The organism is Pseudomonas huaxiensis (assembly GCF_003231275.1).
Classification (GTDB): Bacteria; Pseudomonadota; Gammaproteobacteria; order Pseudomonadales; family Pseudomonadaceae; genus Aquipseudomonas; species Aquipseudomonas huaxiensis.
On record NZ_QKVL01000006.1, the window covers coordinates 112,162 to 137,995 of the forward strand.

30 protein-coding genes are annotated in these 25,834 nt (G+C 63.2%); 16 read left to right on the top strand and 14 right to left on the bottom strand.

The window, feature by feature from the left end:
• Nucleotides 1-23 precede the first annotated feature (23 nt).
• The 7 genes from DM374_RS09710 to DM374_RS09740 form a co-directional block, all read right to left on the bottom strand.
• Nucleotides 24-2,513, bottom strand: a complete 2,490-nt coding sequence (locus tag DM374_RS09710; protein ID WP_110969642.1) for a TonB-dependent siderophore receptor — start codon at nucleotides 2,511-2,513, stop codon at nucleotides 24-26.
• A 266-nt stretch (nucleotides 2,514-2,779) separates the two neighbouring features.
• The gene (locus tag DM374_RS09715; protein WP_110969643.1) at nucleotides 2,780-3,739 is read right to left on the bottom strand and encodes a FecR domain-containing protein; all 960 of its coding nucleotides are present in this window, start codon (nucleotides 3,737-3,739) and stop codon (nucleotides 2,780-2,782) included.
• Entirely contained in the window at nucleotides 3,736-4,266 is a 531-nt protein-coding gene (locus DM374_RS09720) for a sigma-70 family RNA polymerase sigma factor (protein ID WP_110969644.1), read from the bottom strand. Before DM374_RS09720 ends, DM374_RS09715 begins: the two co-directional genes overlap by 4 nt.
• 327 nt (nucleotides 4,267-4,593) lie before the next feature.
• On the bottom strand, nucleotides 4,594-4,935 hold the full coding sequence (locus DM374_RS09725) for a HopJ type III effector protein (protein WP_110969645.1): 342 nt from the start codon (nucleotides 4,933-4,935) through the stop codon (nucleotides 4,594-4,596).
• A complete protein-coding gene (locus DM374_RS09730) occupies nucleotides 4,928-5,224 on the bottom strand; it encodes a DUF1244 domain-containing protein (RefSeq protein ID WP_110969646.1) in 297 nt (98 codons plus the stop codon). Before DM374_RS09730 ends, DM374_RS09725 begins: the two co-directional genes overlap by 8 nt.
• Before the next feature lie 14 nt (nucleotides 5,225-5,238).
• Nucleotides 5,239-5,931, bottom strand: a complete 693-nt coding sequence (gene folM, locus DM374_RS09735; RefSeq protein WP_095154443.1) for a dihydromonapterin reductase — start codon at nucleotides 5,929-5,931, stop codon at nucleotides 5,239-5,241.
• Between the two features lie 84 nt (nucleotides 5,932-6,015).
• The gene (locus DM374_RS09740; protein WP_110969647.1) at nucleotides 6,016-6,597 is read right to left on the bottom strand and encodes an antibiotic biosynthesis monooxygenase; all 582 of its coding nucleotides are present in this window, start codon (nucleotides 6,595-6,597) and stop codon (nucleotides 6,016-6,018) included.
• A 215-nt stretch (nucleotides 6,598-6,812) separates the two neighbouring features.
• Between DM374_RS09740 and DM374_RS09745 the strand changes: the two genes are divergently transcribed.
• Entirely contained in the window at nucleotides 6,813-7,757 is a 945-nt protein-coding gene (locus tag DM374_RS09745; protein ID WP_110969648.1) for a MerR family transcriptional regulator, read from the top strand.
• 6 nt (nucleotides 7,758-7,763) lie between these two features.
• Here the strand turns inward: DM374_RS09745 and DM374_RS09750 are convergent, their stop codons facing one another.
• Complete coding sequence (locus DM374_RS09750; protein WP_110969649.1) at nucleotides 7,764-8,372, bottom strand: hypothetical protein; 609 nt, start codon at nucleotides 8,370-8,372, stop codon at nucleotides 7,764-7,766.
• Nucleotides 8,373-8,430: 58 nt separating this feature from the next.
• The gene (locus DM374_RS09755) at nucleotides 8,431-8,889 is read right to left on the bottom strand and encodes a PAS domain-containing protein (protein ID WP_110969650.1); all 459 of its coding nucleotides are present in this window, start codon (nucleotides 8,887-8,889) and stop codon (nucleotides 8,431-8,433) included.
• A gap of 122 nt (nucleotides 8,890-9,011) precedes the next feature.
• Between DM374_RS09755 and DM374_RS09760 the strand changes: the two genes are divergently transcribed.
• Complete coding sequence (locus tag DM374_RS09760; protein ID WP_110969651.1) at nucleotides 9,012-9,467, top strand: flavodoxin; 456 nt, start codon at nucleotides 9,012-9,014, stop codon at nucleotides 9,465-9,467.
• Here the strand turns inward: DM374_RS09760 and DM374_RS09765 are convergent, their stop codons facing one another.
• Complete coding sequence (locus tag DM374_RS09765) at nucleotides 9,468-10,352, bottom strand: LysR family transcriptional regulator (protein ID WP_110969652.1); 885 nt, start codon at nucleotides 10,350-10,352, stop codon at nucleotides 9,468-9,470.
• A gap of 95 nt (nucleotides 10,353-10,447) precedes the next feature.
• On the opposite strand from DM374_RS09765, the gene DM374_RS09770 reads away from it, so the two are divergent.
• The 5 genes from DM374_RS09770 to DM374_RS09790 all read left to right on the top strand — a co-directional run bounded on the left by DM374_RS09770 (nucleotide 10,448) and on the right by DM374_RS09790 (nucleotide 13,989).
• Entirely contained in the window at nucleotides 10,448-10,834 is a 387-nt protein-coding gene (locus tag DM374_RS09770) for a CidA/LrgA family protein (RefSeq protein ID WP_110969653.1), read from the top strand.
• Nucleotides 10,824-11,510, top strand: a complete 687-nt coding sequence (locus tag DM374_RS09775) for an LrgB family protein (RefSeq protein WP_110969654.1) — start codon at nucleotides 10,824-10,826, stop codon at nucleotides 11,508-11,510. Before DM374_RS09770 ends, DM374_RS09775 begins: the two co-directional genes overlap by 11 nt.
• A gap of 148 nt (nucleotides 11,511-11,658) precedes the next feature.
• Nucleotides 11,659-12,564, top strand: a complete 906-nt coding sequence (locus tag DM374_RS09780; protein ID WP_110969655.1) for an alpha/beta fold hydrolase — start codon at nucleotides 11,659-11,661, stop codon at nucleotides 12,562-12,564.
• A gap of 109 nt (nucleotides 12,565-12,673) precedes the next feature.
• On the top strand, nucleotides 12,674-13,588 hold the full coding sequence (locus DM374_RS09785) for an SDR family oxidoreductase (protein WP_110969656.1): 915 nt from the start codon (nucleotides 12,674-12,676) through the stop codon (nucleotides 13,586-13,588).
• A 62-nt stretch (nucleotides 13,589-13,650) separates the two neighbouring features.
• Nucleotides 13,651-13,989: a hypothetical protein gene (locus tag DM374_RS09790; RefSeq protein ID WP_110969657.1), complete on the top strand. Its 339-nt coding sequence runs from the start codon at nucleotides 13,651-13,653 to the stop codon at nucleotides 13,987-13,989.
• A 380-nt stretch (nucleotides 13,990-14,369) separates the two neighbouring features.
• Here the strand turns inward: DM374_RS09790 and DM374_RS09795 are convergent, their stop codons facing one another.
• Nucleotides 14,370-15,152 (bottom strand): IclR family transcriptional regulator, encoded by a 783-nt coding sequence (locus DM374_RS09795; protein ID WP_110969658.1) that lies wholly within the window; start codon nucleotides 15,150-15,152, stop codon nucleotides 14,370-14,372.
• A 342-nt stretch (nucleotides 15,153-15,494) separates the two neighbouring features.
• Between DM374_RS09795 and hmgA the strand changes: the two genes are divergently transcribed.
• From hmgA to maiA, 3 genes are read left to right on the top strand one after another with little or no spacing between them, the layout of a single operon-like run.
• Complete coding sequence (gene hmgA, locus DM374_RS09800; RefSeq protein WP_095154469.1) at nucleotides 15,495-16,796, top strand: homogentisate 1,2-dioxygenase; 1,302 nt, start codon at nucleotides 15,495-15,497, stop codon at nucleotides 16,794-16,796.
• Nucleotides 16,797-16,798: 2 nt separating this feature from the next.
• A complete protein-coding gene (fahA, locus tag DM374_RS09805) occupies nucleotides 16,799-18,091 on the top strand; it encodes a fumarylacetoacetase (RefSeq protein ID WP_110969659.1) in 1,293 nt (430 codons plus the stop codon).
• 12 nt (nucleotides 18,092-18,103) lie between these two features.
• Complete coding sequence (gene maiA / locus DM374_RS09810) at nucleotides 18,104-18,739, top strand: maleylacetoacetate isomerase (RefSeq protein WP_110969660.1); 636 nt, start codon at nucleotides 18,104-18,106, stop codon at nucleotides 18,737-18,739.
• A 119-nt stretch (nucleotides 18,740-18,858) separates the two neighbouring features.
• Here the strand turns inward: maiA and DM374_RS09815 are convergent, their stop codons facing one another.
• On the bottom strand, nucleotides 18,859-19,665 hold the full coding sequence (locus tag DM374_RS09815; RefSeq protein ID WP_110969661.1) for a transglutaminase family protein: 807 nt from the start codon (nucleotides 19,663-19,665) through the stop codon (nucleotides 18,859-18,861).
• Between the two features lie 116 nt (nucleotides 19,666-19,781).
• Between DM374_RS09815 and DM374_RS09820 the strand changes: the two genes are divergently transcribed.
• The gene (locus tag DM374_RS09820; RefSeq protein WP_110969662.1) at nucleotides 19,782-20,804 is read left to right on the top strand and encodes a Leu/Phe/Val dehydrogenase; all 1,023 of its coding nucleotides are present in this window, start codon (nucleotides 19,782-19,784) and stop codon (nucleotides 20,802-20,804) included.
• Nucleotides 20,805-20,807: 3 nt separating this feature from the next.
• Here DM374_RS09820 and DM374_RS09825 read toward each other — a convergent pair whose 3' ends face one another.
• A complete protein-coding gene (locus DM374_RS09825; RefSeq protein ID WP_095154481.1) occupies nucleotides 20,808-21,068 on the bottom strand; it encodes a YebG family protein in 261 nt (86 codons plus the stop codon).
• Nucleotides 21,069-21,310: 242 nt separating this feature from the next.
• Between DM374_RS09825 and DM374_RS09830 the strand changes: the two genes are divergently transcribed.
• From DM374_RS09830 to DM374_RS09850, 5 genes are all read left to right on the top strand, one after another.
• Nucleotides 21,311-21,781, top strand: a complete 471-nt coding sequence (locus tag DM374_RS09830; protein ID WP_095154483.1) for a phosphate-starvation-inducible protein PsiE — start codon at nucleotides 21,311-21,313, stop codon at nucleotides 21,779-21,781.
• Nucleotides 21,782-21,875: 94 nt separating this feature from the next.
• On the top strand, nucleotides 21,876-22,817 hold the full coding sequence (locus tag DM374_RS09835) for a fatty acid desaturase (RefSeq protein ID WP_110969663.1): 942 nt from the start codon (nucleotides 21,876-21,878) through the stop codon (nucleotides 22,815-22,817).
• A gap of 14 nt (nucleotides 22,818-22,831) precedes the next feature.
• On the top strand, nucleotides 22,832-23,635 hold the full coding sequence (locus DM374_RS09840) for a phosphate/phosphite/phosphonate ABC transporter substrate-binding protein (protein ID WP_110969664.1): 804 nt from the start codon (nucleotides 22,832-22,834) through the stop codon (nucleotides 23,633-23,635).
• 116 nt (nucleotides 23,636-23,751) lie between these two features.
• Entirely contained in the window at nucleotides 23,752-24,258 is a 507-nt protein-coding gene (locus DM374_RS09845) for a sigma-70 family RNA polymerase sigma factor (protein ID WP_110969665.1), read from the top strand.
• A 1-nt stretch (nucleotide 24,259) separates the two neighbouring features.
• Nucleotides 24,260-25,210 carry a DUF4880 domain-containing protein gene (locus DM374_RS09850; RefSeq protein ID WP_110969666.1) on the top strand — a complete coding sequence of 317 codons (951 nt, stop codon included), beginning with the start codon at nucleotides 24,260-24,262 and terminating at the stop codon, nucleotides 25,208-25,210.
• Nucleotides 25,211-25,282: 72 nt separating this feature from the next.
• Here DM374_RS09850 and DM374_RS09855 read toward each other — a convergent pair whose 3' ends face one another.
• The gene (locus tag DM374_RS09855; protein WP_263854273.1) at nucleotides 25,283-25,687 is read right to left on the bottom strand and encodes a HipA domain-containing protein; all 405 of its coding nucleotides are present in this window, start codon (nucleotides 25,685-25,687) and stop codon (nucleotides 25,283-25,285) included.
• Between the last annotated feature and the right edge of the window lie 147 nt (nucleotides 25,688-25,834).

Below are 25,834 nucleotides of genomic sequence, written 5' to 3' on the forward strand. Positions count from 1 at the left end.
TCCCGCGAGTCGACCCTTGTGCTCTAGAAATCGTACTTCATGTTCACTGCCAGGCTGCGCGGCGCGCCGTAGTAGCCGGAGAACCACCAGTCGGAGACTGAAGCGATGTACTTCTTGTCGAATAGGTTGTTGACGTTCAAGGTTGCCGAGAGATTCTCGCTGATGTCATAGCGGGTCATCAGGTTTACCACGGTGTAGGGTTTCTGCTCCCAGTACAGGCTGTGCCTCACCTGCCAAGCGTCGACGGTGGAGTAAGTCTTGCTCTGCCAATTGGCGCCACCGCCTACTGTCAGGCGGTTCCAATCGCCCGGCAGGCGATAGGTTGTCCACAGCTTGACCAGATGACGCGGGAAGGTGGTAGTGATGCGCTCGCCTTCGGCGTTCTTCGATTGGCCATAGGTCCAAGAAGCCGAGACGTTCCAGTCGCTGCTCATCGCGCCGGTAACCTCCACGTCGAGTCCCTGGGTCTTGGCACCTTTGATTGCTCGGGAGGCAGCATTGTTGGTGCCAGGAATGGTGTAGCCGGGGTCTGTTTCTGTGAGATTGTCCTGGCGAATTTGGTAAAGCGCGACGGTGGTACTCAGGTCACCGCCCAGCCATTCGCTCTTGATCCCGGTTTCGAGGGTGGCGCCTTCGCGTGGGTCGATCAGTTGGCCGTTACGATCCTGAGCCGTCTGCGGTTTGTAGATGGTTGCGTAGCTGAGGTAAGCCGTGTGAGTCTCATTGATGTCGTAGACTAACCCGCCGTAGGGCGTCCAGAGGTTGTTCTCCGATGCTGGCTTGGCGCTGTAGTAGTTGTACGTAGGGTTGTTGGTGACTGCATTGGAGCTATAGCGGAACACCTTGGTACCCAGGATCAACCTGAGTTGCTCGCTCAGTGTGAAGCGGCCGGCCGCATACACACTGGACTGACGCATGGGGTTATCGAACCTGACCTGAGCATCCCCATATTGGCCGACGCCCCTACGATCCCAGGTGTACAGATTCGCCGCGCTGTAGTTGAGGCCGCCCTGATCGAAGCTGCCAATCGTATAGTTGGTGACGTCCTGATAATCGGCGCCCAGTACGATATCGTGCTGGGCGCCGAAGAGGGTTATCGGGCCCTGCACGTTGACATCGACACTGTCGAGCCTCACGCGATGATCACGGCGGTCGGCACTCAGACTAAGGCCATCACCCGTCTGCGAATTGGCAAAGCCCGCCGATACGTCCAGGTAGATCGCATCTTCACGCTGTGACGAACTCAGGTGATTGGCTGAAATTTTCAGCTTCCAGTCGTGAGCCAGCGCCTGTTCAAGGCTAGCGAAAACCGTTGTGTTTTTGCTGTTGTAACTGTTGTCGCGGCTGGCCGGGCTGAAAGAGCGCGAAAGATCGGTGCGTGAGCCATCGCTGTACCAAAGCGGAAAACCCAGGAAGGCTAGCGAGCCGTGGCTTTCACGGCGTTGATATTCGACACCTGCGGTAAGGAGAGTACTGTCCGTAAGATCGGCTTCCAGTACGCCGTAAAATACCTTCTTTTCGAGACCGTAATGGTCGATGAAGCTGTCGCCATCCTGCCAGGCCGCGACGGCCCGACCGCGCAACGTGTTCGACTCGGTGAGCGGCCCGGAAAGATCCAGCATGCCGCGTTTTTCGCTCCATGAGCCGACGCCACCCTCGACGCTTCCCTGGAACTCGGTGGTAGGTTTCTTGCGGATCATGTTGATGGTGCCAGACGGATCGCCCGCGCCACTCATCAGTCCCGAAGAACCCCGCAACACCTCGATGCGGTCGTAAACTGCCATATCCGCCGTGCTCTGGGCGACCTGAGGAGACAGTCCTTCGCCAAATGCATTGGTGCTGATGCCATCGAGCTGATAGTTGTCGATGGCGTAGCCGCGAGAAGTAAACCCGGCGCGCTCAGTCCCCAGCGAATACTGGGTGACGCCCGGCACCTGCGCCATGACATCGCCGATCGTGGTTAACCCTTGGTCTTCCATTCGCTGCTTGGTCACGACACTGACAGATTGCGGTGTCTCGCGCAGTGTCAGGCCCAGTGGCGTTGCCGCGCCGATTGGTCCAGACGCTACATACGAGCCGGTGCCTTCGCTGGCGATGCTGGAGTGTGTGCCAGTGACATTCGTCGCTCCAAGTTCCAACGAGCCACCACTTTCCACCGCCACTTCCAACGCATAGTTATCCCCAGCCTTGAGAACCCTCAGGCCAGTGCCAACCAACAACTGCGTCAGCCCGGCGTCCACCGAATAACTGCCATTCAGGCCTGGACTCTGCTTGCCGGTAGTCAGCCGCGAGTTCACGGAGAGCAGAATGCCCGCCTCGCTGGCGAAGCGATTGAGCGTCTGGTCGAGGTTGCCGGCGGGAATGGTGTAGCTGCGGTTTTGTTCTGTGCTGGCCGTTTGTGCCTGGGCGGTATCGATGACCAGTAACGGGCTGGTGGCAAGCAGGCCGGTGAACAGGGCGCGCGTGATCGACTGGCTGAGTGGTGAGCGTTGTGTGGTGGGCAGTTGCGGCATTCCGGGTGTCCTCTGAGAATGCTTCTTTATTGGGTTCAAGAGGTATCCCGAGCGAGCTGGCGAAACCGACAATGGACTTTTGAAAAAAGTGGCAAGCTTCAAGCTGCAGGTCAGAGACACATACTGATCGCTCTCATGTCGGACCTGCCGCGTGGTAACGCACGCCGGGCCGCTGCGAATCCGTCAGGCTCAGCCATGACCGATGGTGTGCGACGCGCAGCGCCATCAGCGTCATTCTCATGCGAAGCGTGAGGAGCGATCAGTTATCAGCTTCTTGGCCGCACGGTCACCCAGTAGCGGGTGACGCGTTGCACCTCGACCGGCAGTGATTGTTGCAGGGCGGCCAGTACGCGGTCGGTGTCGGCCAGGGGGAATACGCCGGTCAGCGGAAGGTCGGCGACGGCTGTGTCGCAGCGCAGGATGCCGGGGCGGTGGCGTGACAGTTCCGCGATGAATTGGCCCAGCGGCATACGCTCGGCAATGAGTCGGCCTTCGTTCCAGGCGATGGCGTTGCGGTCGGCCGGGACGATGTCGGCATTGCGCTCGGCGGAGAACCAGCGTTGCTGGCCGGCCTGCAGGCGCGAGGTTTCAGCATGCCGGGGGCGCAGTTCAAGTTCGCCTGCATAGAGGTCGACGCGACTGCCACCGTCGATTTCGTGTACGGCAAAACGGGTGCCCAGGGCCTGGATCTCACCGGCAGCGGTCTCGACGATCAACGGGCGATTGGCCGGGTCGTGGCCGCTGTCGAGTAGCAGTTCGCCGCCCAGCAACTGAATACGTCGCTCGCTTGCGCTGTAGCGGATGTTCACCGCGCTGCCGCTGTTCAGGGCCATGCGGGTACCGTCGTCCAGCGTGCGTTGCAGGCGTTCGCCGGTGCCGCTGCGCAGGTCGGCCATGGCCTCGCGCCACGGCAGCGTGCGTTGGGCGACGACGCCGCTGCCGCCGATCAACAGCAAGGCGGTCAGCAACTTCAGGGTGTGGCGGCGGCGCAGTTCCGGTTGCTGGCGCAGCACAGTCAGGCTGGTGGCCGCAGGGACCTGAATCAGTTGCTGCTGCAAGCGCCCCAGCCGTGACCAGGCTCGGCGGTGTTCGGCATCGGCGGCCAGCCAGGCGTCGAAGCCCGCCTGTTGCTGGCTGTCCAGCGAGCTTTGCCAGTGCAGCATCAGCCAGTGGCTGGCTTGCTGCACCACGGTCTCGGCGATAGGGGCGTCGGTGTGCTGGCTCATTCGCTGTACATCACTGCGTAACAGGCCTGGATCGCCCGGGTCATGTACTTCTGTACTGCACTCACACTGACTTCCAGGCGCTCGGCGATCTGTGCGTAGCTCAAGCCCTCGAACTGCGACAGCAGGAAGGCCTCGCGCACCTTCGCCGGCATGGCATCGAGCATGCGGTCGATGCGCATCAGCGCCTCCATGATCAGCGCGCGGGTTTCCGGTGACGGCGCCATGGCCTCTTCAGCGTGGGCGAGGGTGTCGAGGTAGGCTTGTTCGATCCGCTGGCGGCGCCATTGATCGATCACCAGATTGCGGGCGATCTGCAGCAGGTACTGACGGCCCTGGCCGAAGCCAGGCAAGCGGCGGGTGGCCAGCAGGCGGAGGAACGTGTCCTGGGCAATATCGGCGGCATGTTCCCGGTCGGCGAGGCGTCGGCGCAACCAGCCTTGCAGCCAGCCATGATGATCGGCATAGAGGTCGCGGACTTGCATCTGCACGCCTGACTCGGGCGAAGCCTCGACCACCTGCCTGTCCATGGATGTTTCCAGTTGTTAATGGGAATCGGTCGCAAGTGTAATGGCGGCGCTCACATTTGCAAACAGACAGTTTTTTTCGGCGCCCTCACGCCAACGCGCAAAGGTTGATGGCGTCGTTCGGCCAACTCCTGTTGATCAAACAGGCTCGACTGCTCCTTGAAACACGTTGTGAGGTGCAATGTCACTCTGATCGCAACTACGCGAGCGCTGAACAATAGTCGATGTTTTGTTACTGGGGAGGGCGTTGGCGGAGGTGAGCGGGGGAGGGGGAGGGGGATATTTCGGCGGAGCAGACCCGGCATCAAGGCCGGATCTGCCCTCGAGGGCTCAAGCCTTGCGCTTGAGCGGCTCGCCTTCGAACTTCACCCCGGCCAGGCCGTGGGCGATGAGGGCGCGGATGTTGCCGTGGTCGCTGCCTTCTGGGGTGGCCAGCACCGAACGGTAGTGCTCGCCGAACGCCAGCAGCGCTTCCTGGTCGCTCAGGCCTTCCAGCAGGGCCAGTCCGAGGGTCTTGCAGGAACCTTCGTTCTGGCCGGCAGCGCTTTCCACGCCGCCGTTGTTGAAGGCGCGTTGTTCGTAGTCGTAATGCTCGGCGATAAACGCCAGGGTGTCGGCGAAGGCGTGCTCACCGCTGTTGAGGCGGGTGCGCAGGGTGTTCAGGTCAGTCATGCGGTTTTCCTTTGGCGAACGCGGCTTGCTGCTCGGCGCTGGCTTCTTTTTGGTATTGGCTTTTCCACTGGTCGTAAGGCATGCCGTAGACCACCTCGCGGGCGTCATCCAGGCTCACCTCGATCTGGCGTTCGTCCGCGGCCGCCTTGTACCACTTGGACAGGCAGTTGCGGCAGAAGCCGGACAGGTTCATCAGGTCGATGTTCTGCACGTCGGTGCGGTTGCGCAGGTGGTCGACCAGGCGACGGAATGCCGCGGCTTCGAGTTCGAGTTGTTCTTGCGGGCTCATGGGCGTTCTCGTTATCAGGCAATACGGTTTTTCAGGTGGCGGCCACCGTTGATGACCACGCTGCTGCCGGTGCTGTACTGGCTTTCGAGCAGGAACAACACCGCGTCGATCAGTGGCTGGGCGCCGGGCTCGAATTCCAGCAGGGCTTTTTTCAGGGTCTGCTGGCGGTAATGCTCGTCGCCGCCTTCCTTGAGGATCAGCAGGCCCGGCAGGATGGCGTTGACCCGCACGCTGGGGGCGTACTTTTCTGCGAACGACAGCACCATGTTCTGCAGCGCGGCCTTGGTCGCGGCGTAGCCGATATGGCTCTTGCTGCCGCGGGACGAGGTCTCGTCGCAGATGTGGATGATGTCGGACTTTTCCAGCTTGAGCAGTTGCTCGCCGAGCGCCAGGTTCAGGTGGTACGGCGCTTCGACGTGCAGCTTGAACATGGTGTTGAGGTTGTTCAGGTCATCGTCGAGCCACAACGAGGCGTTGTGGATGATGCCGCGCAGGCCGTCGTAGTGGGTGCGCAGGTGCTCGATGAGGGCCTCGCGGTCCCGTTCACTGCACAGGTCGGCCTGGAACTGGATGATATTCGGATGCGCTGCGGTCGGGTTCTTGCTGCGGCTGGCGCTGACGACCGTGTGGCCGGCCTGCGCCAGTTGCGTGGCCAGCGCCAGCCCGACTCGCTGGCTGCCACCGGTAACTAGGATTGGGCTGTTCATAAGCGGGAACGATCAACTTTTCAGGTTCGCAGGGTCAGGTGCCAGCATACCCGAACTCGCCGCCATTGACCGCCCCCGGGGCCCTCAGCGGCTTTCCAGTGAACCCGGCTCAGGCGCCGCTGGCCGTGGGCTCTTGACCGGGGCGTTGAGCCAGTTGGCGAGGCAGCGGGTCGACAGCGGAATGAAAAAGTAGACCATCAGCGGCGTCAGCCCGAGGGTGCTGAGCAGGATGCGCGGCAGCAGGCTCAATTCGGCCAGCCAGTGACCGAACAACAGATTGAACGCCAGCGACACCGGGAAGAATGCCAGCCAGATGGCTACCGCCTGCTTCCAGCGCGGCGGGCGCTGCGCGGTGCTGTTGCCGAACCAGCCTTCGATACCGCTCACGCGTTGTTCGGTGGGTTGCTGGAACAGGCCGTTGCCGCGGGCCAGCCAGGCGCTGCGCGAGGCGGAGAACTCCCAGGCGTGCAGGGTTTTTTCGTCGACGAAGCGGAAGATGATCTGGAACTCGTCGCCCTGGGGCGGCGGTGCGAGAACCCCGGAACCGAGGTAGCCGGGAAAGTCGGTAGCGAGCTGCTCGCCTTCGTGCAACCAGGCGATCATGTCCTGATAGTGGCCTTCGGCGACGCGCCGCGCGACCATCAGGGTAACGGGAGGGGTAGACATCGTGTATCTCCTGACGAATGCCCGCAGCGGGTAGCCGCGAGCATGGAACGCACCCCGGGGTGTTGGGCTGCGTCCAAAAACAAGCAAGGATTATTCCGTAAATTACGTGACTCGTCAGTGTCGGCGTGACGGAGTGCACAGATGGCCTTTGGCCCGGTGAGCCTGCGAAGGGGTAGAATGCCGGACATTTCCTACAGCAGGCGGCGCTTCCGGCGATGATCGACCCGACCTCACTCACCGACAGTGGACTACAGCACGAAGAGTTGTTTCCCATCCGTGAAGTCTCGCGCCTGACTGGCATCAACCCGGTCACCCTGCGTGCCTGGGAGCGTCGTTATGGGCTTATCCAGCCAACGCGCACCGAAAGTGGGCACCGCCTGTATTCCCGTGCCGATATCGACGAGGTCCGCCATATCCTTGGCTGGATCGAGCGCGGCGTGGCGGTGAGCAAGGTGGGCAAGATTCTCGCCCGCGACCGCGGCGGCGAGGTGCGGCCCAGCGAAGTCGCCGATCCGCCGTCTGTCGACGAGCACGAAAAATGGCAGGCGCTGCTGGGCCAGGCCGTGCGCGCGTTCGATGAAGTCCGGCTGGAGCGGGTCTATGGGCAGGTCTTCGCCAGCTATCCGCTGAGCGTGGTGTTCCAGAACATTTTGATGCCGGTCTGGCAGGAATTGCGGATCGCCCATGACGGCTTTGGCCGCACCAGCGAGTGGCTGTTTCTCGACACCTTCCTGCGCGCGCGGGCCTGGCAGCGCCTGCAACTGGCACGGGAGCAACAGGCGATCCGCGTGGTGCTGACGGCGCTGCCCGAGCAGTGCCGGGAGCTGGAACTGCTGGTGTGTGCCTTGTTGCTGGGCAGCAGCGAGATTGCGGTGTCGGTCCTGGCGCCGGGTCAGCCGCTGGAAGAACTCAGTCTGGTCTGTGAGCGTATGGCGCCGGATGCGCTGGTGCTGTTCTCCAATCATTCACCCGCCGCCGACCTGCCCAAGCGTCTGGCGCGCCTGGCACTGGCGCTGGATTGCCCGTTGCTGTTCGCCGGCGAAGGGTCGGAGCTGGCTCAGGACAGCCTGGTCGGTTCGCAGATTATCTGCCTGGGTGGCGAGGGACGTTTGATGCGGCGGCGTCTGCAACAAGCGCTGGACGGCCATCTGGACACCTGACGCCGCTCAGGAAGAATGCAGCTCCGGGTGGGCGAGGCGGTGCTGCTGGAGGATGTACTGGCGCAGTCGTTCGATTTCTTCCGGCGGCTGCTGGCTCAGCTTGTAGGCCGCCAGCCCTTCGGCGGTAAGCCGTTGCAAGGTGCCGCGCAGGGCGATTGGCGCGATGCCGTCGGGGCTGAACCAGAGGTTGAAGGTTTTTGGCGATTTCTTGCCGGCCGGTAATTCCACCAGCGCACCCTTGAAGGAAATTTCCCGGACTTTCAGACCGCTGCTCAGGCCCAACTCGTCTTCGAGCATCACCGGCGTGTCCAGCGTCAGCCGCCAGGGCCGGACCACTTCGCCTTCTTCATAGATGCTCGGCGCGCCGACTTGCAGGTGCAGGGCATGGAATTCATCTTCCACCAGTACCAGCGGAAAACTCATCTGCTGGTTCTCGAACTGCGCCTGCACGGTCACCTGCTCATTGGCCACCAGTCGGGTGAGCAACGCCTGGACTTCGCTGCGGCCATTGAGGCGCAGGCTGGAATTGGGGTCGACGCGGTTGAGCTGGGGCGAGCGGTGAACGCTCTGGATAAAGTCCAGCTCAGCCTGGGTCAGAAGGGCATCGGCTTGCATGATAGGGAATGCCGCGATTTTTCCGGGTGATAAGTGGACAGCGAATCCGTGCCTTTGTTTAGGACCGCTGGTCGTTTTCCAGGCAACGGATACGTTCCCGGGCCTCGGCAAGCTCGCGTTCCAGTTCTGCCACGCGTTGCTCGGCGTGCACCGGGCGGCTGACGTCCTTCTGAATGCCGATGAAATAGGTGAGCTGGTCGGCTTCGTTGAACACCGGTGTGATCGACAGTTCGTTCCAGAAAGCGCTGCCGTCCTTGCGGTAGTTGCGCAGCACTTCCCGGCACGGCTGGCCGCTCTGCAGCGCCTGGCGAATCCGCTCGCGGGCGGGCTGGTCGCGGTCGTCGCCCTGGAGGAAACGGCAGTCGCTGTAGAGGATGTCATTGGCGTCGAAGCCGGTCAGGCGCTCGAACGCGGGGTTCACGTAGATCAGGATGGTGTCGTCGCCTTCCTGTTCGGCGACCACGATGCCGTCGTTGGAGGCATCGATCATGCGTTGCAGCAAGGTGGCGTTGATCATGGGTAACCGGTGCGAGGGCAACTGGAGTGAGCAATTCTAGTGCATTGGCGGTCGGCGGATAAGGCCTTTTGCCAGCGACGGGTGTTAGTATCCTACGCTTTTGCTCAGATACGGAATCCGCTATGAAAGTCGTCATCCTGTCCGGGTCGGTGTATGGCACCGCCGAAGAAGTCGCCCGTCATGCCCAGTCACTGCTCAAGGCTGCGGGTTTTGACGCCTGGCACGCCGCCCGTGCGACCCTCGCCGATGTCCAGGCATTCGCCCCCGAGGCTTTTCTTGCCGTGACCTCCACCACCGGCATGGGCGAGCTGCCTGACGGCCTGATGCCGCTGTTCAGCGAAATCCGTGACAGCTTGCCGGCCGCGTGGCGTGGCCGCCCGGGTGCGGTGGTGGCGCTGGGCGATTCCAGCTACGGCGATACTTTCTGTGGCGGTGGCGAGCAACTGCGCGAGCTGTTCGCCGAGCTGGGCGTCGAGGAAATCCAGCCGATGCTGCGCCTGGATGCCAGCGAAACCGTAACTCCGGAAACCGATGCCGAACCATGGTTGGCCGAGTTCATCGGCAAGCTGCGCGGCTGATCAGCCTGGCGGGTTTTCCTGCAACAGTTGCAGCCAGGCCCGCGCCGCCGCCGAGAGGTAGGCGCCGCGGCGCCAGATGAAGGCGATGTCCCAGCGCAGGTCGCGGGGCTCGGTCAGGCTCAGGCGAACCACGCCGGGCCGCTCCAGCGCCCGCGCCACCACGCGCGGCAGCAACACCACGCCTTGGCCGGCGGCCACCAGGGCGGCAAGAAAGTCCGCCTGGCCGCTGCGGCCACCTTCCTTCGGTGTGAAACCCACGGCCTGACAGGCACTGAGCAGCCGGTCATTCAGCACGAAGCTGCGCTGATACAGCAGGAACGGCGTCTGCGCCAACTCCGCCAACTGCACTCTGCCATTGCCGGCCAGCGGATGGTCCAGCGGCAGCAGCGCGTCCAGCGGTTCGTTGCAGAACGGTTGATGGTCGAAGGCCGGGTCTTGCGGTGTGAGGCTGCCGCCCAGTTCCAGTTCGCCACTGAGCACCGACTGTTCGATGGAGCGGCTGCCGCCTTCGAGCAGGTGCACGGTGATGTTCGGATAACGTCGACGGTATTCGGCGAACAGTCCGGCGAACAGTGCATCACTCCCCAGCAGCGGCAGGCCCAGGCGCAACTCGCCGCGGGCCAGTTGGCTGAGGTCGTCCAGCTCGTTCTGCAGAGCCTGGCGCAGATGCAACATGTCTTCTCCGCGCTCCAGCACGACTTTGCCAGCGGCAGTCAGGTGCAGGCGCGACGCGTGCCGTTCCAGCAGCACCACACCAAGATCCTGCTCCAGTTGCGCCACCTGCTTGCTCACGGCTGACTGGCTGATGTGCAAGGTCTGCGCGGCTTGGGTGAAGCCGCCGCGGTGCACCACTTCGATGAAGCTGCGCAGTTGTTTGAAGTCCATGGTCTGAATTCCATTTTGGAATTCTGCTTAGTCTAACAATTCGCTTTTTGCATGTATGAGCAAATTTTACAATGGGCTCCCCTGAGGACCCTTCGATGAAACTCGTGAACCTGAAACTCCTTGCACGCCTGCTTGCCGAGCTGGGCGTGCTGCTGGCGCTTTACCTGCTCGGCGGGCAACTGGCGGGCTGGTTGGGGTGGCCGATTCCCGGTGGCGTGATCGGCCTGGCTCTGCTGCTGGTGCTGTTCGCCAGCGGCTGGCTCAAGCCCACCGCCTTGCAGCGGGGCGCTGCGGTGCTGATGGCGGAAATGCTGCTGTTCTTCATTCCGGCGCTGATGAGCCTACTGGACTACGGCACGCTGCTGCGCAGCGACGGCTGGCGGATTCTGTTGGTGATCGCAGTCAGCACGTTGCTGGTGATGCTGGTGACCGCCTTCACCGTGGAGTGGGTTTGCCGGCGGAGCCTGCGCCATGAGCCTTGAACCGATGCCGCTGTTCTGGCTGGCGCTGACGCTGGCGACCTACCTCGGCAGCCGCTGGCTGTACCGGCGCACCGGGCGCTACCTGCTGTCGCCGCTGATCCTGGTGCCCGCCGTGCTGCTGGCCATCGCCGTGCCGCTGCACACCGCCTACGCCGAATATTCCCGCTACACCCACTGGTTGATGGCGGTGCTTGGCCCGGTAACCGTGGCTTTTGCCGTGCCGATCTGGCAGCAGCGGCGCCTGCTCGCCCGGCACTGGCCGGCGTTGGGCCTGGGCATGCTGATGGGCAGTGCGGCGTCGATCGCCAGTTCCTGGGCGCTGGCGCGGCTGCTGTCGTTGGACAGTGCGGTGAGCCTGTCGCTGCTGCCGCGTTCGATCACCACGCCGTTCGCCATGCCGCTGGCCCAGGAACTGGGCGGCGTACCGGAGCTAACGGCGGTATTCGTGATGTTCACCGGCGTGCTCGGCGCATTGTTCGGTGGCGTGCTGTTGCGCTGGCTGCCACTGCGCACGCCGCTGGCGCGGGGCGCGCTGTTCGGCGTCGGCGCCCACGGCGCGGGCGTCAGCCGGGCCCATGAAGTGGGCGGCGAAGAGGGTTCCGTGGCGGGATTGGTGATGGTCCTGACCGGTTTGCTCAACCTGTTTGCCGCGCCACTGCTGTCGGCGCTGCTCTGACATTTGGCGCGGCTGACTCGCAGGGTCATCAAGCTGGCTGCGAAGGCAACTTTCGATTCGGGCAGGCGTGACTATGCTGTCCAACAGAGCACAGAACATGTGCCGCGTGCCCGACACTTAACACAACCTTCTAACCGAGATCCCGCTAATGCCATTGGCAGAGATACCTCTGTGCGTCTGGCGTACACGGAGCCTGGGATTCACGTTCCGCGGCCAGAGCATTCGCTACTGGACGGCAGGGCAGGGAGAGCCACTGCTACTCATTCACGGATTTCCCACCGCCAGTTGGGACTGGCATTACCTCTGGCAGCCACTGGCCCAGCGTTTTCGCCTGATCGCCTGCGACATGCTCGGCTTCGGCGATTCGGCCAAACCGCCGCGACACCGCTACAGCCTGCTGGAGCAGGCTGATCTGCAACAGGCGTTGCTGGCACACCTGCAGGTGCATGAACCCGTGCACATCCTTGCCCACGACTACGGCGGCAGCGTCGCCCAGGAACTGTTGGCCCGACACCATGAAGGCGTGGCCGAAGTCGCGACCTGCGCCTTTCTCAATGCCGGATTGTTTCCCGAACGTCACCGCTCGTTGCTGGCCCAACGGCTGCTGCTCAGCCACCTCGGCTGGCTGGTGGCGCGAACCTTCAATCGCGATGATCTGGTGCACAGCGTCAGCCAGATCTATGGCCCCTGCACTCAGCCCAGTGAAAGCGCGCTGGACGATTGCTGGAGCCTGATCACCTCGAACGGCGGCAATCGCATCCTGCACCGATTGTCGGCCTACGTGCCTGAGCGCCATCACCATCGAGAGCGATGGGTGGGCGCGCTGCAACAGGCGCGGATGCCGTTGCGCTTTATCAGCGGTGCGGTGGACCCGGTGTGCGGTGCGCACATGCTCGAGCGCTACCGTGAACTGGTGCCGCTGCCCGACACCGTGGCCCTTCCGGGCATCGGCCACTACCCTCATACCGAAGCACCGGCGCAGGTGCTGCGGCACTACCTGGATTTTCGTCAGCAACCCTTGACCAGTAGCCTGCAGAAAGTCGCCTGGTCCTGACCTCGTCGTCACTTATTGCCCGCCATTCAGCGTCCGCCCGGTTGATTGTTCCGGGTCGGGCGCTGGCCGACACTGGGCGTTCCGTTCCCTGTTCAGTTGGAGTTGTGCCATGACCGATTCGGTGCGCCTGGAAGATAAAGTGGTGATCATCACGGGAGCCGGCGGCGGCCTCGGCCGTGCCCACGCCCTGCTGTTCGCTCGCCACGGGGCGAAAGTGGTGGTCAACGACCTCGGCGGTTCGACCCACGGCGAGGGCGCCAATGCTTCGGCGGCAGACCGTGTGGTGGCGCAGATCCGCGAAGCCGGCGGCACCGCGGTAGCCAACCACGACTCGGTCACCGACGGCCAGCGCATCGTCGAACAGGCCCTGGACAGCTTCGGCCGCGTCGATGTGGTGGTGAACAACGCCGGCATCCTGCGGGACAAGACCTTCCACAAAATGGACGACGCCGATTGGGACCTCGTCTACAAGGTCCACGTCGAGGGCGCCTACAAAGTCACCCGCGCCGCCTGGCCGCACTTGCGCGAGCAGAACTGGGGGCGGGTGATCTTCACCTCGTCGACCTCGGGCATCTACGGCAACTTCGGTCAGGCCAACTACGGCATGGCCAAGCTTGGTCTGTACGGCCTGACCCGCACCCTGGCGCTGGAAGGGCGCAAGAGCGGCGTGCTGGTCAACGCCATTGCCCCGACGGGCGGCACGCGCATGACCGAAGGCCTGATTCCGCCGCAGGTGTTCGAACAGCTCAAGCCCGAGCTGGTCAGCCCGCTGGTGGTGTATCTGGGCAGTGAGCAGTGCCAGGACAGCGGCAACCTCTATGAAGTCGGCGGCGGCTGGATCGGCCAGGTGCGCTGGGAGCGCAGCCTGGGCGCCGGATTCGATCCGCAGCAGGGTTTCAGCGTCGAAGACGTCGCGGCCAACTGGGGCCGTATTGGCGACTTCGAAGGCGCCGTGCATCCGAAGGACAGCCTGGAAGCGCTGCAAGAGATGATGGCCAATCTGCAGGCGTTCGCCGGTCGCTGAAGCGGCTCGTTTCCCGTCGTGATCTATGCTGGGAAGCCGTGATCGCGACAGGAGTGCGAACGATGTATGAATCAAAAAATGACGCTGTCATCTCGACCGAACAGTTCCGCACCCGCCTGCTGCTGCATGCGCTGGGCGCGGGTTTGCTGGTGGTGGGCTCGATCCTGATCGGGGTGACCGGGCATCTGTATTTCGAAGAAGGCGTGGAATGGTACGACGCGGCGTTCAACGCCACCTTGCTGCTGGGTGGCATGGGCCCGGTGGACCTGCCGGAGACGCCGGGCGGCAAGGTATTTTTCGCTGTGTACGGGTTGTATGTGGGGCTGGTGTTTGTCGCCAGTATCGGCCTGATTCTGGCGCCGGTGGCGCATCGGTTGTTGCACCGGTTTCATTGCGATTGAAGCAGCTACGAGTGGCAAGCGCAAAGCTGCAAGATTGACCGCGGCGCACCTTGCTCTTCCTTGCAACTTGCAGCTTCAAACTTGCGGCTGCTCCAAATAAAAAAGGCCGCTGCAAAGGCAGCGGCCAAGTAAGACGCAGATCAAGGAGCTTCAAAATCAACGTCGGTGAAACTGAAGGGTGACGCTTCGGAACAACAATCGAGGAGCACTCTAGGGGGAGAGCATTAACCGACCATTAAGGGGGCCGAAGCGTCAACTTCGCGCCTTGGCGAACACCGGATCGCCAAGACAGGACAAAGGATAGTCAGCTCCAACCTGCGGAAAAATAGTGCTTTCTGACATTCACTGTTGCGCTGTTCGCAACAGTGCACCAAAGCGGGTCACTGCGCCTCTTCATAGCCCATTCGCCAACTGATCGCCTTCGCCGTCGCCAGCAGCGTCTCGGCGGCCGGGCCTTGTTCGTCGGCGTGGAAGATCGAAGTCGGGCCGACCACGGTGATCACCGCGGCAATCTTGCCCATCGCGTTGAACACCGGCGCTGATAGCGCGTCCACTCCCGGCATCAGCAAACCGTGCACATGGTGCAGGCCACGTTTGCGGATTTGGGCGAACAGTTGCTCATACTCCGTAGCGCTGTGGCCGGCTTGCGCCAATTCCTCGTCACGCAGTTCGATGGTTTCCCGCTCCGGCAGGTAGGCGCCGAACACCAGCCCGGTGGACGAGCTGAGCAGTGGCAGTACCGAACCGATCTGCGTGACCACCGTCACCGCACGCACCGCCGGCTCGATATTCACCACCGTCGCACCCTGATTCCCCCACACGGCGATGAAGCAGCTTTCATTCAGCTCGTCGCGCAATTGCGACAGCGGCATCGCCGCGACTTTCAGCACCTCCATTCCGCCCAACGCCGCCAGACCGACCCGCAGCGCTTCGCGACCCAGGCCGTAATGGTTGGTGGCCTGGTCCTGCTCGGCGAAGCCGCTGGCGATCAGCGCCTGGAGATAGCGATGGACCTTGCTCGCCGGCATCTGCACGTGTTCGGCCAGGCGCGACAGCGAGGTGGCCGGGGACAACTGCGCGAGGGCCTTGAGAATGTCGGTGCCGACTTCCGCCGAGCGAACCTTCTGTTTGCCGTTGTCGGCGGGGGGCGTGGCTTTGGGCATGGCGGCGGTCACTGTGCGAGAGCGGGAGAGGGCACTGCGGTATGACCCATCGCTGGCAAGCCAGCTCCCACAAAAGCTATGTGAAAACCTCGGGTCTTCGAAGAGCGCCTGGGTTTTTCACACGGCCTCCACAGGCACTGTGGGAGCTGGCTTGCCAGCGATCGGTCATACCGCGGTGCACGAGGACGGAGGTCTTTATAACTTGACGCCCCCAGGCAATCAAATTACGTTATGCGTAATCAAATTACGAATAACAATAACGCAGAAGCGCCGCCATCGCTGCCTACGGCAGGCCGGGTGGTCAACCTGCCACAACCGGCCCGGACACGGCCTGGAGGCTCGATGAACCTCGATTCCACTTCCGCCCTCGCTTACCAGAGCGGCTTCGGCAACGAATTTGCCAGCGAGGCACTGCCCGGTGCCCTGCCGGTCGGCCAGAATTCCCCGCAGAAAGCGCCGTACGGGCTGTACGCCGAATTGCTGTCGGGCACCGCGTTCACCATGACCCGCCACGAACAGCGCCGCACCTGGTTGTACCGCATCCGTCCTTCGGCACTGCACCCGGCGTTCGTGCGTCTGGAGCGGCAACTGGCCGGCGGTTCGCTGGGCGCGATCACGCCCAACCGGCTGCGCTGGAGCCCGCTGGAAATGCCGGCCGAGCCCACCGACTTCATCGACGGCTGGGTCACCATGGCGGCCAACTCGGCGGCGGAAAAACCAGCCGGTATCAGCATTCATTGCTACCGCGCCAATCGCTCCATGGAACGCGTGTTCTTCAATGCCGACGGTGAATTGCTGCTGGTGCCGCAACAGGGCCGCCTGGGTCTGTTCACCGAATTGGGCCGGCTGGAAGTGGGGCCGCTGGAAATCGCGGTGATCCCGCGCGGGATGAAATTCCGTGTCGAGCTGCTTGACGGTGAGGCCCGCGGCTACATCGCCGAAAACCACGGCGCGCCGCTGCGAATCCCGGACCTTGGCCCGATCGGCAGCAACGGCCTGGCCAATCCGCGCGACTTCCTTGCGCCGGTGGCGCACTACGAGGAGCAGACCGGCCCGGTGCAACTGGTGCAGAAATTCCTCGGCGAACTGTGGGGCTGCGAGTTGCAGCATTCGCCGCTGGATGTGGTCGCCTGGCACGGCAACAACGTGCCGTACAAATACGACCTGCGCCTGTTCAACACCATCGGCACCGTCAGCTACGACCATCCCGATCCGTCGATCTTCACCGTGCTGACCTCGCCGACCAGCGTGCCGGGCATGGCCAACCTCGACTTCGTGATCTTCCCGCCGCGCTGGATGGTCGCCGAGAAGACCTTCCGTCCACCGTGGTTCCACCGCAACCTGATGAACGAGTTCATGGGCCTGATCCAGGGCGAGTACGACGCCAAGGCCGAAGGCTTCCTGCCCGGCGGCGCTTCGCTGCACGCCTGCATGAGCGCCCATGGCCCGGACGCCGAGACTTGCGCCAAGGCCATCGCCGTGGACCTGGCGCCCAACAAGATCGACAACACCATGGCCTTCATGTTCGAGACCAGCCAGGTGCTGCGTCCGAGCCGCCATGCGCTGGACTGCCCGCAGTTGCAGAACGACTACGATAGTTGCTGGGCCACGCTGCCGAGCACCTTCACCCCGAACCGGAGATAAGCATGAATCAGACCGCCATTGCCCGCAGTTGGGTCGAGCACGCCAACGGGCATAGCGACTTCCCGCTGCAGAACCTGCCGCTGGGGATCTTCAGCCGCGCCGGTGGAGAGCGCCGTTGCGGCGTCGCCATCGGTGATGCCATTCTCGATCTGGATGCCGTACTGACTGCCGGCCTGTTCGACGGTGAAGCCCGTGCGGCTGCCGAAGCCACTCGCGGCGGCGCACTCAACGCCTTCTTTGCCCTGGGTCGCGGCGCCCGTGTCGCCCTGCGCCAGCGGCTGCTGGAACTGCTGACTGAAGGCAGTCCGCACCAGGCTGTGCTGCAGGCCGCGCTGTACCCGGCCAGCGAGTGCGAACTGCACCTGCCGGCGCGGATCGGTGACTACACCGACTTCTACGTCGGTATCGAGCACGCCAAGAACGTCGGCAAGCTGTTCCGTCCCGACAACCCGCTGCTGCCCAATTACAAATACGTGCCGATCGGCTACCACGGCCGCGCCTCGACCATTCGTCCGTCTGGTACCGACGTGCGCCGTCCGAAGGGCCAGACCCTGCCGGCCGGCCAGACCGAGCCGAGCTTCGGCCCGTGCGCGCGCCTGGACTACGAACTGGAAATCGGCATCTGGATCGGCCAGGGCAACGACCTGGGCGACGCCATCCCGGTGGCTGAGGCCGCCGAGCACATCGCCGGTTTCTGCCTGCTCAACGACTGGTCGGCGCGGGATATCCAGGCGTGGGAATACCAGCCGCTGGGTCCGTTCCTGTCCAAGAGCTTCATTTCCACCGTCTCGCCCTGGGTCGTCACTGCCGAGGCGCTTGAGCCGTTCCGTTGCGCCCAGCCGGCGCGTCCGGAAGGTGATCCACAGCCGCTGTCCTACTTGCTGGACAAGCGTGATCAAGCGGGCGGCGCCTTCGATATCGAACTGGAAGTGCTGCTGCTCACCGAGAGCATGCGCGAGCAAAACCTGCCCGCCCATCGCCTGACCCTGAGCAACACCCTGAGCATGTACTGGACCGTGGCGCAGATGGTTGCGCACCACAGCGTCAACGGTTGCCAGTTGCAGCCCGGCGACCTGTTCGGTTCCGGCACTTTGTCTGGCGCCAAGCCCGGTCAGTTCGGCAGCCTGCTGGAGATCACCGAGGGCGGCAAACTGCCGGTGGAACTGGCGAGCGGTGAAGTGCGCAAGTTCCTTGAAGACGGCGACGAAATCATCCTGCGCGCACGTGCCAGGCGCGACGGCGTGGCCAGCATCGGCTTCGGCGAATGCCGCGGCAAAGTCGTCGCGGCGCACTGAGAGGGCAGGGGCATGGAACTCTTCACCTACTACCGTTCCACCTCGTCGTATCGGGTGCGCATTGCGCTGGCGCTCAAGCAACTGGAGTTCCAGTCGCTGCCGGTCAACCTGCTCAAGGGCGAACAGCGCGAGGAACACTTCCTTGCGCTCAATCCCCAGGGCCGGGTGCCGGCGCTGAAGGCCGATTCCGGCGAACTGCTGGTACAGTCACCGGCAATCATCGAGTACCTGGAAGAGGTTTATCCACAGCCCGCGCTATTGCCGCAGGACCCGGTGCAACGCGCCCGGGCCCGGGGCGTGGCGGCGTTGATCGGCTGTGATATCCATCCGTTGCACAACGTCAGCGTGCTGAACCAGTTGCGTCAACTGGGGCAGGACGAGGCGGCGGTGAATCAGTGGATTGCCCACTGGATCAGCCAGGGGCTGGCGGCGGTGGAGCAGTTGATTGGCGACAGCGGCTTCTGCTTCGGCGATGAGCCGGGGTTGGCGGATGTGTACCTGATTCCGCAGGTGTATGCGGCCAAGCGCTTCAATATCGACCTGGGCGGCTATCCACGGATCTTGCGGGTGGTGGAATTGACGGAGGAGCATCCGGCGTTCGTCATGGCGCACCCTTCGCGGCAGCCGGATACGCCGGCTGCTGGGTGAATTCATGGGCCTAATCGCTGCGGTTCGGCGCCCCGACAAGCCAGCTCCCACAGTGATCGTTTGCTCAGCACAAACCCTGTGGGAGCTGGCTTGCCAGCGATAAGGCCCTGAAGTTTTCCCTAATGAACTGACCTTTTCCCCGGCGGTAACTGCGCCAACCGCTCCGTCAGCCGCAACCGCTGGATCGGATCATCCGTCAGCAACAACGCATGCTCCAGGTCGAAGCGTTCGGCGTGGGGGCAATCCAGATGCTGATAAAGCGTCGCCCGCGCCAGGTAATCACTGGCCAGCGGCGGCCCCAGGTCCAGCACCCGTTCGGCATCCTTCAACGCCGCCAGATCGTTGTCATGGGTCGCATGCAACTGCCGCAAATTACGCGACAGGCGCTGAAGCATCTGCCGCGCACTGGCGACCTGCAGATGTTCTGCACTCAACGGCACCTGCGGACCGAACTGGCGACCAAGCAATTCGCGGCAATCGGCCGGGTACAACCGCCGCCCGCCGCACGGATCAAGCAGATGATCCGCCCCCGGCACCCGCAGCAGAAAATGCCCCGGAAAATTCACCCCCTCCAATGGAATCGACAACCCGCGAGCCAACTCCAGCGTCAACAGCGCCAGCGTCAACGGCTGGCCGCGACGGCGTAGCAGCAATTGATCGAGCATTCCGGCCTGGGGCCGCAGCGGGTGATATTCGTCTTCCTGGAAACCCAGTGCGCAGAGCTTGCGCAGCAGGGGCTGGGCCAGCTCGGCCAGCGGCAGCATCGGCAGGCTGTTGCTCACCTCATGCTGCAGCGCCAGCACGGCGTTCATCACCTGCGACGGCTGCACCTTTTCGTCATGCTCGGCGGCAATCCACAGCCCGGCCTCGAACAAGGCCAGGGGAGTGCGTTCCAGACAGGCCAGGCAGGCTTGGCGTGGGTTCATGGTGGTCTCCGCTGAGAGCTTCTGTTTTAGCCCTAGCGCATCGTTTCGTCCAGTGCTCCGGCAGGGTTCGGGGCGACGCCTATACTTGTTTCAGCACTGTAACCGAGGGCCTGTAGATGTTCGCTCTCATGCAAAGCACGCGCACCCAGTCATTGCACCTGTGTATCGACCCGACCACCGGCCTCAAGGCGGTGATCGCGATCCACAACGAGCGGCTGGGCCCCGCACTGGGCGGTTGTCGCTATCTGGCCTACCCGGATGACGACAGCGCCATGACCGACGCCATTCGTCTGGCCCAGGGCATGACCTACAAGGCGGCGCTCGCCGGCTTGCCGCTGGGCGGCGGCAAAGCGGTGATCATCCGCAACCCCCATGTGGAAAATCGCGCGGCGCTATTCGAGGCGTTCGGGCGTTTCATCGAGTCGCTGGAAGGCCGCTACATCACCGCGACCGATAGCGGCACCTCGACCCTGGACATGGACTGCATCGCCCAGACCACCCGCCACGTCACCAGTACCACCCGCGCAGGCGACCCCTCACCGCATTCCGCCATGGGCGTGTTCGCCGGCATCCGCGCCACTTCGATGGCGCGGCTGGGCAGCGACAACCTGGAAGGTTTGCGGGTGGCGGTTCAGGGCTTGGGGAATGTCGGCTATGCGCTGGCCGAGCAACTGCATGCGGCGGGGGCGGAATTACTGGTCAGCGATCACGATCGGGGGCGGGTGCAACTGGCCATGGAGCAGTTCAATGCGCAGCCGGTGGCAACGGAAGCACTGGTCGGCACGCCCTGCGATATCTTCGCCCCGTGCGGACTGGGTTCGGTGCTGACCGCACAGAGCGTGATGCAACTGCGCTGCGCGGCGGTGGCGGGCTCGGCCAACAACCAGTTGACCAGCCTGCAAGTGGCCGACCAACTGGAAAACCGCGGCATTCTCTATGCCCCGGATTACGTCATCAATTCCGGCGGACTGATCTACGTGGCCCTGACCCATCAAGGCCATGACCCCGTCGCCATCACCGCGCACCTGTCGCGGATTCCCACCCGGCTGACCGAAGTGTTCGCCCACGCCCAGGCGGAAAAACGCTCACCGGCGCGGGTCGCCGAGCAACTGGCCGAGCGGCTGGTGTACGGCAGCTGAGGCTTATTCCGCTGGTGCGTCGAGCAGTTCGGACAGGGCGTCCGGCTGGCTCTTGAACGCCTTGGCGAAGACATCGCGGTTTTTCGCCATGTAGATGCCGGCTTCCTCGACCTGCTGCTCGCTCAGCGACGGCACGGCCTTTTTCAATACGTCGGCCAACAACTCGGCCAGTTCCAGCATCTTGTCGTGACGATCTGCTTCGGCTTTATCCATGAACAAGCGCTCCAGGTCGCGGCTGCTGCGGTACACCACTTCGACGGCCATTCATCACCTCACATGCCTTTCGATAATTGAATAATACGAATACTGGGTTTTTATACAGTAATCCGACAAAGCTGGATAGTGGCATTTTATAGCCCAGATTTTGCAGGTTGATGGAGAACACGCGTGCCTTGCGGCAATCGGTCGCCTTCTCAAGCGAGGCCGCTGGCCTTTTTACTGCATGCAGGCAAAGCGTCATGTGCTTGTCGCATCCTCCGTCGAAGTCGTACCAAGGAATCCGCATCGTGAACATCAAATGGGCTGACAAACTGCGCAAAGGCCTGCATGGCGCCGCCGACTCGCTGGGCAATCTGTGCGTCGAGTCGTTCCACTATCTGGCCCTGTTCGGCATCGGCGGCATCACCGCCTGGGCTGCGGTAATGACCTTCATCGACATGCTCGGCAAGGGCGGGGTCAGCGTCGACGACATCCTCCTGCTGTTCATCTACCTCGAGCTGGGCGCGATGGTGGGGATCTACTTCAAGACCAACCACATGCCGATCCGCTTCCTGCTGTATGTGGCAATCACTGCGCTGACCCGCCTGCTGATCGGCGACGTTTCGCACCACAAGGCGCCGGATGTCGGGCTGCTGTACCTGTGCGGCGGAATCCTGCTGCTGTCGTTCTCGATCCTGGTGGTGCGTTACGCATCGTCGCGCTATCCGTCGAGCCGGGTGATCGACGCCAATGGCAAGGAGATCGAGGAGGGGCGCTGAAGGATTCGTGAGGCGCTTATAACCAAACGATCTGCAAGATTTTTTCGTCTCGTCCCACAAGCGGAGGTCAGCCCATGATCCAGGACCTCCGCGAATGCCCCATTACCTCGACGACGCCCAGCGCGAAGATGTGTTGCGCCTGCAAGCCAGTTTTCTCGGGCGCAGCGAATGGCCGACCTGGCTGTTGCTGATCGGTGTCTATGCCGGCTGGTTCGCGCTGTTGCTGGCCAGCCCGGTTCTCGGCGTGTGGCCCACCACCGTGCTGCTGGTGCCGCTGCTGGTGCTCTGGCTGTCGCTGCAACATGAGCTGCTGCACGGCCATCCGACGCGCTTCCTCTGGCTGAACAAATTGATCGGCTACGCGCCGTTCGCGGTCTGGTATCCGTACACCCTGTACCGCGACAGCCACCTGCTGCACCACCGCGACGAAGACCTCACCCTGCCGGGCCGCGACCCGGAAAGCCGCTACCTCAGCCGTCACCATTGGCAAAAAGCGCCACGCCTGGCGCGGGCGCTGCGTTGGCTGGACAAGACCGTGCCGGGACGGGTGCTCAGCGGTGCACCGCAGGCGCTGTTCGGCCTGGCGCGGGAAGAGCTCGCCCGGCTGGCGAAGGGCGATCGACAGGCGTGGCTGATGTGGCTGACCCACGGCGCCGTGACCCTGCTGATGTTCGTCTTCATCGCCGAATACAGCGCGCTGTCGGTGGCGCACTACGTGTTTTTCGTCAGCGTGCCGGCGTTGTCGGTGGCGATGGTGCGTTCTTTTTATGAACACCGTCCCGCCGAGCGACCGGAGCAGCGCACTGTGCTCAACGAGGCCGGTTGGCCCTGGAGCTGGCTGTTCCTGCACCTGAACCTGCACCTGGTGCATCACGATCTTCCGGGCTTGCAATGGTATTTCCTGCCGCAGGTCTACCGCCGCCGCCGCGAGCAGTGGCTGGCGCGCAGCGGCGGTTTCCTGGTGCACGGCTATGGCGAGTTGTGGCGCCGCAATGCTTTCAGTCCTGTCGATAGCCCTGAACATCCCCACGCCTGAACCGGAGTCCGCCCATGTCCCAGGGTTTTGCCGAGTTGTTGATGTACGTCGCGCCGCCGCGGGTTTGTGCTGCCAGTGAGGCGTGGTTGCAGCGCACGCTGGCGCTGCTCGGTGCCAGCCGCCTCGACGCGGGCGGGCTGGACCTGCCGGGCCTGTGGCTGTCGCCGCAATTGCTGTTCACCCAGACTTGCGGCTATCCGCTGATGACCCTGCTGCGCGGCAAGGTGCAGGTGATTGGCCGGCCCGTCTACGAACTGCCCTACAGCGGCGGTGGCGACCATTGCAGCCTGCTGGTGGCCCGGGCCGACGACCCGCGCCGCGAGCTGGCGGCGTTTTTCGACAGCCACGGCCTGATCAACAGCCCCGACTCCAATTCCGGCATGAACCTGCTGCGCCATCGCCTCGCGCCACTGCAACGCGAGGGCCGCTTTTTTTCGGCCATCAGCTACACCGGCGGCCATCGCGACAGCCTGCGCGCCTTGCGCGAGCGGCGTGGCGATCTGGCGGCCATCGACAGCGTGACCTGGGGTTACCTCGCCCGTGACCACAGCGAAGAAGTCGCCGGGCTGCGCATCATCGACATCAGCGCGCCAAGCCCGAGCCTACCGTTCATCGGCCCTGCGCACCTCGACCCCAACGCTGCGGCGCTTATCCGCGACGCGCTGAACCAGGCGCTGCAGGACTTGCCGGAAGTCGCCACGACCCTCGCGATCAGTCGCGTGCTACCGGCGAGCGAGGCGGATTACCAGGTGCTGCTGGATTACCGCGACGAGGCTGCCAGACGGGGCTTGGCGCGGATTCATCCCGAAGACGGGTAATTCCATTAATGAATATAAGAATGCTTTTTAAATATTTTTAAAGAATAAGACCTCCCACTAGCATGGCGTCACCGGACCACCGGACATTTCAAGCAATCCTCCTTCTGGAGCCATTCATGTCCGGTATCGAAAACTCTCACAGCGATTACGTGGGCGGCCTGTTCCGCAGTCATTACCAGTGGCTGTGCCTGCGTTTGCGCCGGCATCTGGGCGACAGCGGCGCGGAAGACATCGCCGCCGACACCTTCGTGCAGTTGCTCAGCGCGCCGGGTGTGGAACCGATCCGCCAGCCACGGGCGCTGCTCACCACCATCGCCCAGCGCCTGATGTACCAGCTCTGGCGCCGCCGTGACCTGGAGCGGGCCTACCTTGAGGCCCTGCACCTTGATGACGAGGCGCAGGCGCCGTCGCCGGAAGAACTGACGCAAATGATCGAGGCCCTGCAGATCATCGACGGCCTGCTCGACGGCCTGCCGGCCAAGGTCAAGGCGACCTTCCTGCTGTCCCAGGTCAACGGCCTGACGTACCCGGAAATTTCCGCGCAACTGGGCATCTCGCAACGCTCGGTGAGCGACTACATGGCCAAGGCCATCCACCGTTGTCTCAAGGCCAGTCTGGAGTGATATGAGCGTTGAACAGGACCACCTGATCGAACAGGCCACCCGCTGGGTCGTGCTGCTGCGCTCGGGGCATGCCAGCGATGCGGAGCGCCAGGCCTTCCAGGCCTGGCGCGCCCGCGACCCGCGTCACGAAGAACTGTGCCTGCGCCTCGAACGTACCCTCGGAGTGTTCCAGGTCCCGGTCGCCCAGGGCATCGACGGCAGCGTGCTGCAACGCGCGCTGAATGCGCCGTCGAGCCGACGCAAGGTGCTGCAACGGGCGTTGCTGGGTGCCGGGCTGATGATCGGCGGTGGCCTGACCCTCAGCCCCGGGTTGCCGTCACTGGACAGCCTGAGCGCAGATATCTCCACCGGCATCGGCCAGCGCCAGACCGTGCAACTGGACGACGGCAGTGAACTGGTGCTCAACGCACAGAGCTCTGCCGACGTGCGTTTCGACGAGCAGCGTCGGCTGCTCAAATGGCGCGGTGGCGAGGGCCTGGTGCGGGTGGTCAACGATCGTCGGCCGTTTATCGTCCAGACCGACGCCGGCGACCTGTTCGCCCGTGCTGCGCAGGTGTTGGTACGCGAGCGCGGTGCGCAATGCCGGGTTGGTGCGCTGGATGCACCGGTGCAGATCGTCACCCGCGGCGGCGATCGCTTGCAGCTCCAGGCTGGACAGGAAGTCAGCTTCGACCGCTACCGCTTCGGCGTCGTCGAGGCCGTGCGCAACGGCGACAGCGCCTGGGTAAACGGCCTGCTGGAAGTGCGCGACAGCCCGCTCAGCGAGGTGATCGAAGCATTGCGGCCTTACCGCCACGGCGTCCTGCGCCTCGACCCGGCGATCGCCGGGCTGCGGGTCAGCGGACTCTATCGGCTGGACCAGAGCGATATGGTGCTGGAAGCGCTGAGTCGGACCTTGCCGATTCGGGTGGCCCGGCGTAGCGATTATTGGGTGACGTTGGTTCCGGCATAAATCAAATCGCCAAGGTGCAGTTTTTGCTCCCCGTGAGTCCGCGTAAAACTGCCAAAGACAATGTTGGTGAGTTCACTTTTCCAGTTTCTCGGCGCCCATTGCCGCGATTGCCAACTGCAACTCGGCCGCCTGCAACTGCTCGTGATAATGCTCTTTCAACTCAGGAGCCCAGCCAGCAACTTCATTGATCACGGCTGTAGCCTCAGCCTCAGTCAAACCGAAGTGACCGACCTGGCTCAGCAGGTTGCGCCGTGATAGTTCATGCCCATAGCGACCGATACCCATCGCCAACCTGGAAGGCGCCTGCCCTTCAGTCGTGGGCACCACGTCGTACAGGGGAGAAAGACGCCAGCCGCCATTTGTGAATATCACTGCTGTGTTTTTCGGGTGATCGTCGTCGTTGCCCACCAGAATGTTGAAGCAGATGCGTTTGAACAGCTCCTGCCGGTCCCCTTCGGGGATGTTGCGCCTTGTCATTTCGTCTACGAGATAGCCGTAGTGCTTTGCCGTAGGGCTGGGATCGCAGCGGAAAACGGACAGGGTCCGGCACCCAGCCACCGGCATCGACCCAGGCCGGGCTGTAGACGAATTCGCCGATGCCGTTACGGACTTCCAGGCGGCCCA

Coding starts and splice junctions, on each gene's coding strand:
- DM374_RS09710 (WP_110969642.1), bottom strand. CDS start 2,513: ATGCCGCAACTGCCCACCACACAACGCTCACCACTCAGCCAGTCGATC.
- DM374_RS09715 (WP_110969643.1), bottom strand. CDS start 3,739: ATGAGCCAGCACACCGACGCCCCTATCGCCGAGACCGTGGTGCAGCAA.
- DM374_RS09720 (WP_110969644.1), bottom strand. CDS start 4,266: ATGGACAGGCAGGTGGTCGAGGCTTCGCCCGAGTCAGGCGTGCAGATG.
- DM374_RS09725 (WP_110969645.1), bottom strand. CDS start 4,935: ATGACTGACCTGAACACCCTGCGCACCCGCCTCAACAGCGGTGAGCAC.
- DM374_RS09730 (WP_110969646.1), bottom strand. CDS start 5,224: ATGAGCCCGCAAGAACAACTCGAACTCGAAGCCGCGGCATTCCGTCGC.
- folM (WP_095154443.1), bottom strand. CDS start 5,931: ATGAACAGCCCAATCCTAGTTACCGGTGGCAGCCAGCGAGTCGGGCTG.
- DM374_RS09740 (WP_110969647.1), bottom strand. CDS start 6,597: ATGTCTACCCCTCCCGTTACCCTGATGGTCGCGCGGCGCGTCGCCGAA.
- DM374_RS09745 (WP_110969648.1), top strand. CDS start 6,813: ATGATCGACCCGACCTCACTCACCGACAGTGGACTACAGCACGAAGAG.
- DM374_RS09750 (WP_110969649.1), bottom strand. CDS start 8,372: ATGCAAGCCGATGCCCTTCTGACCCAGGCTGAGCTGGACTTTATCCAG.
- DM374_RS09755 (WP_110969650.1), bottom strand. CDS start 8,889: ATGATCAACGCCACCTTGCTGCAACGCATGATCGATGCCTCCAACGAC.
- DM374_RS09760 (WP_110969651.1), top strand. CDS start 9,012: ATGAAAGTCGTCATCCTGTCCGGGTCGGTGTATGGCACCGCCGAAGAA.
- DM374_RS09765 (WP_110969652.1), bottom strand. CDS start 10,352: ATGGACTTCAAACAACTGCGCAGCTTCATCGAAGTGGTGCACCGCGGC.
- DM374_RS09770 (WP_110969653.1), top strand. CDS start 10,448: ATGAAACTCGTGAACCTGAAACTCCTTGCACGCCTGCTTGCCGAGCTG.
- DM374_RS09775 (WP_110969654.1), top strand. CDS start 10,824: ATGAGCCTTGAACCGATGCCGCTGTTCTGGCTGGCGCTGACGCTGGCG.
- DM374_RS09780 (WP_110969655.1), top strand. CDS start 11,659: ATGCCATTGGCAGAGATACCTCTGTGCGTCTGGCGTACACGGAGCCTG.
- DM374_RS09785 (WP_110969656.1), top strand. CDS start 12,674: ATGACCGATTCGGTGCGCCTGGAAGATAAAGTGGTGATCATCACGGGA.
- DM374_RS09790 (WP_110969657.1), top strand. CDS start 13,651: ATGTATGAATCAAAAAATGACGCTGTCATCTCGACCGAACAGTTCCGC.
- DM374_RS09795 (WP_110969658.1), bottom strand. CDS start 15,152: ATGCCCAAAGCCACGCCCCCCGCCGACAACGGCAAACAGAAGGTTCGC.
- hmgA (WP_095154469.1), top strand. CDS start 15,495: ATGAACCTCGATTCCACTTCCGCCCTCGCTTACCAGAGCGGCTTCGGC.
- fahA (WP_110969659.1), top strand. CDS start 16,799: ATGAATCAGACCGCCATTGCCCGCAGTTGGGTCGAGCACGCCAACGGG.
- maiA (WP_110969660.1), top strand. CDS start 18,104: ATGGAACTCTTCACCTACTACCGTTCCACCTCGTCGTATCGGGTGCGC.
- DM374_RS09815 (WP_110969661.1), bottom strand. CDS start 19,665: ATGAACCCACGCCAAGCCTGCCTGGCCTGTCTGGAACGCACTCCCCTG.
- DM374_RS09820 (WP_110969662.1), top strand. CDS start 19,782: ATGTTCGCTCTCATGCAAAGCACGCGCACCCAGTCATTGCACCTGTGT.
- DM374_RS09825 (WP_095154481.1), bottom strand. CDS start 21,068: ATGGCCGTCGAAGTGGTGTACCGCAGCAGCCGCGACCTGGAGCGCTTG.
- DM374_RS09835 (WP_110969663.1), top strand. CDS start 21,876: ATGCCCCATTACCTCGACGACGCCCAGCGCGAAGATGTGTTGCGCCTG.
- DM374_RS09840 (WP_110969664.1), top strand. CDS start 22,832: ATGTCCCAGGGTTTTGCCGAGTTGTTGATGTACGTCGCGCCGCCGCGG.
- DM374_RS09845 (WP_110969665.1), top strand. CDS start 23,752: ATGTCCGGTATCGAAAACTCTCACAGCGATTACGTGGGCGGCCTGTTC.
- DM374_RS09850 (WP_110969666.1), top strand. CDS start 24,260: ATGAGCGTTGAACAGGACCACCTGATCGAACAGGCCACCCGCTGGGTC.
- DM374_RS09855 (WP_263854273.1), bottom strand. CDS start 25,687: ATGACAAGGCGCAACATCCCCGAAGGGGACCGGCAGGAGCTGTTCAAA.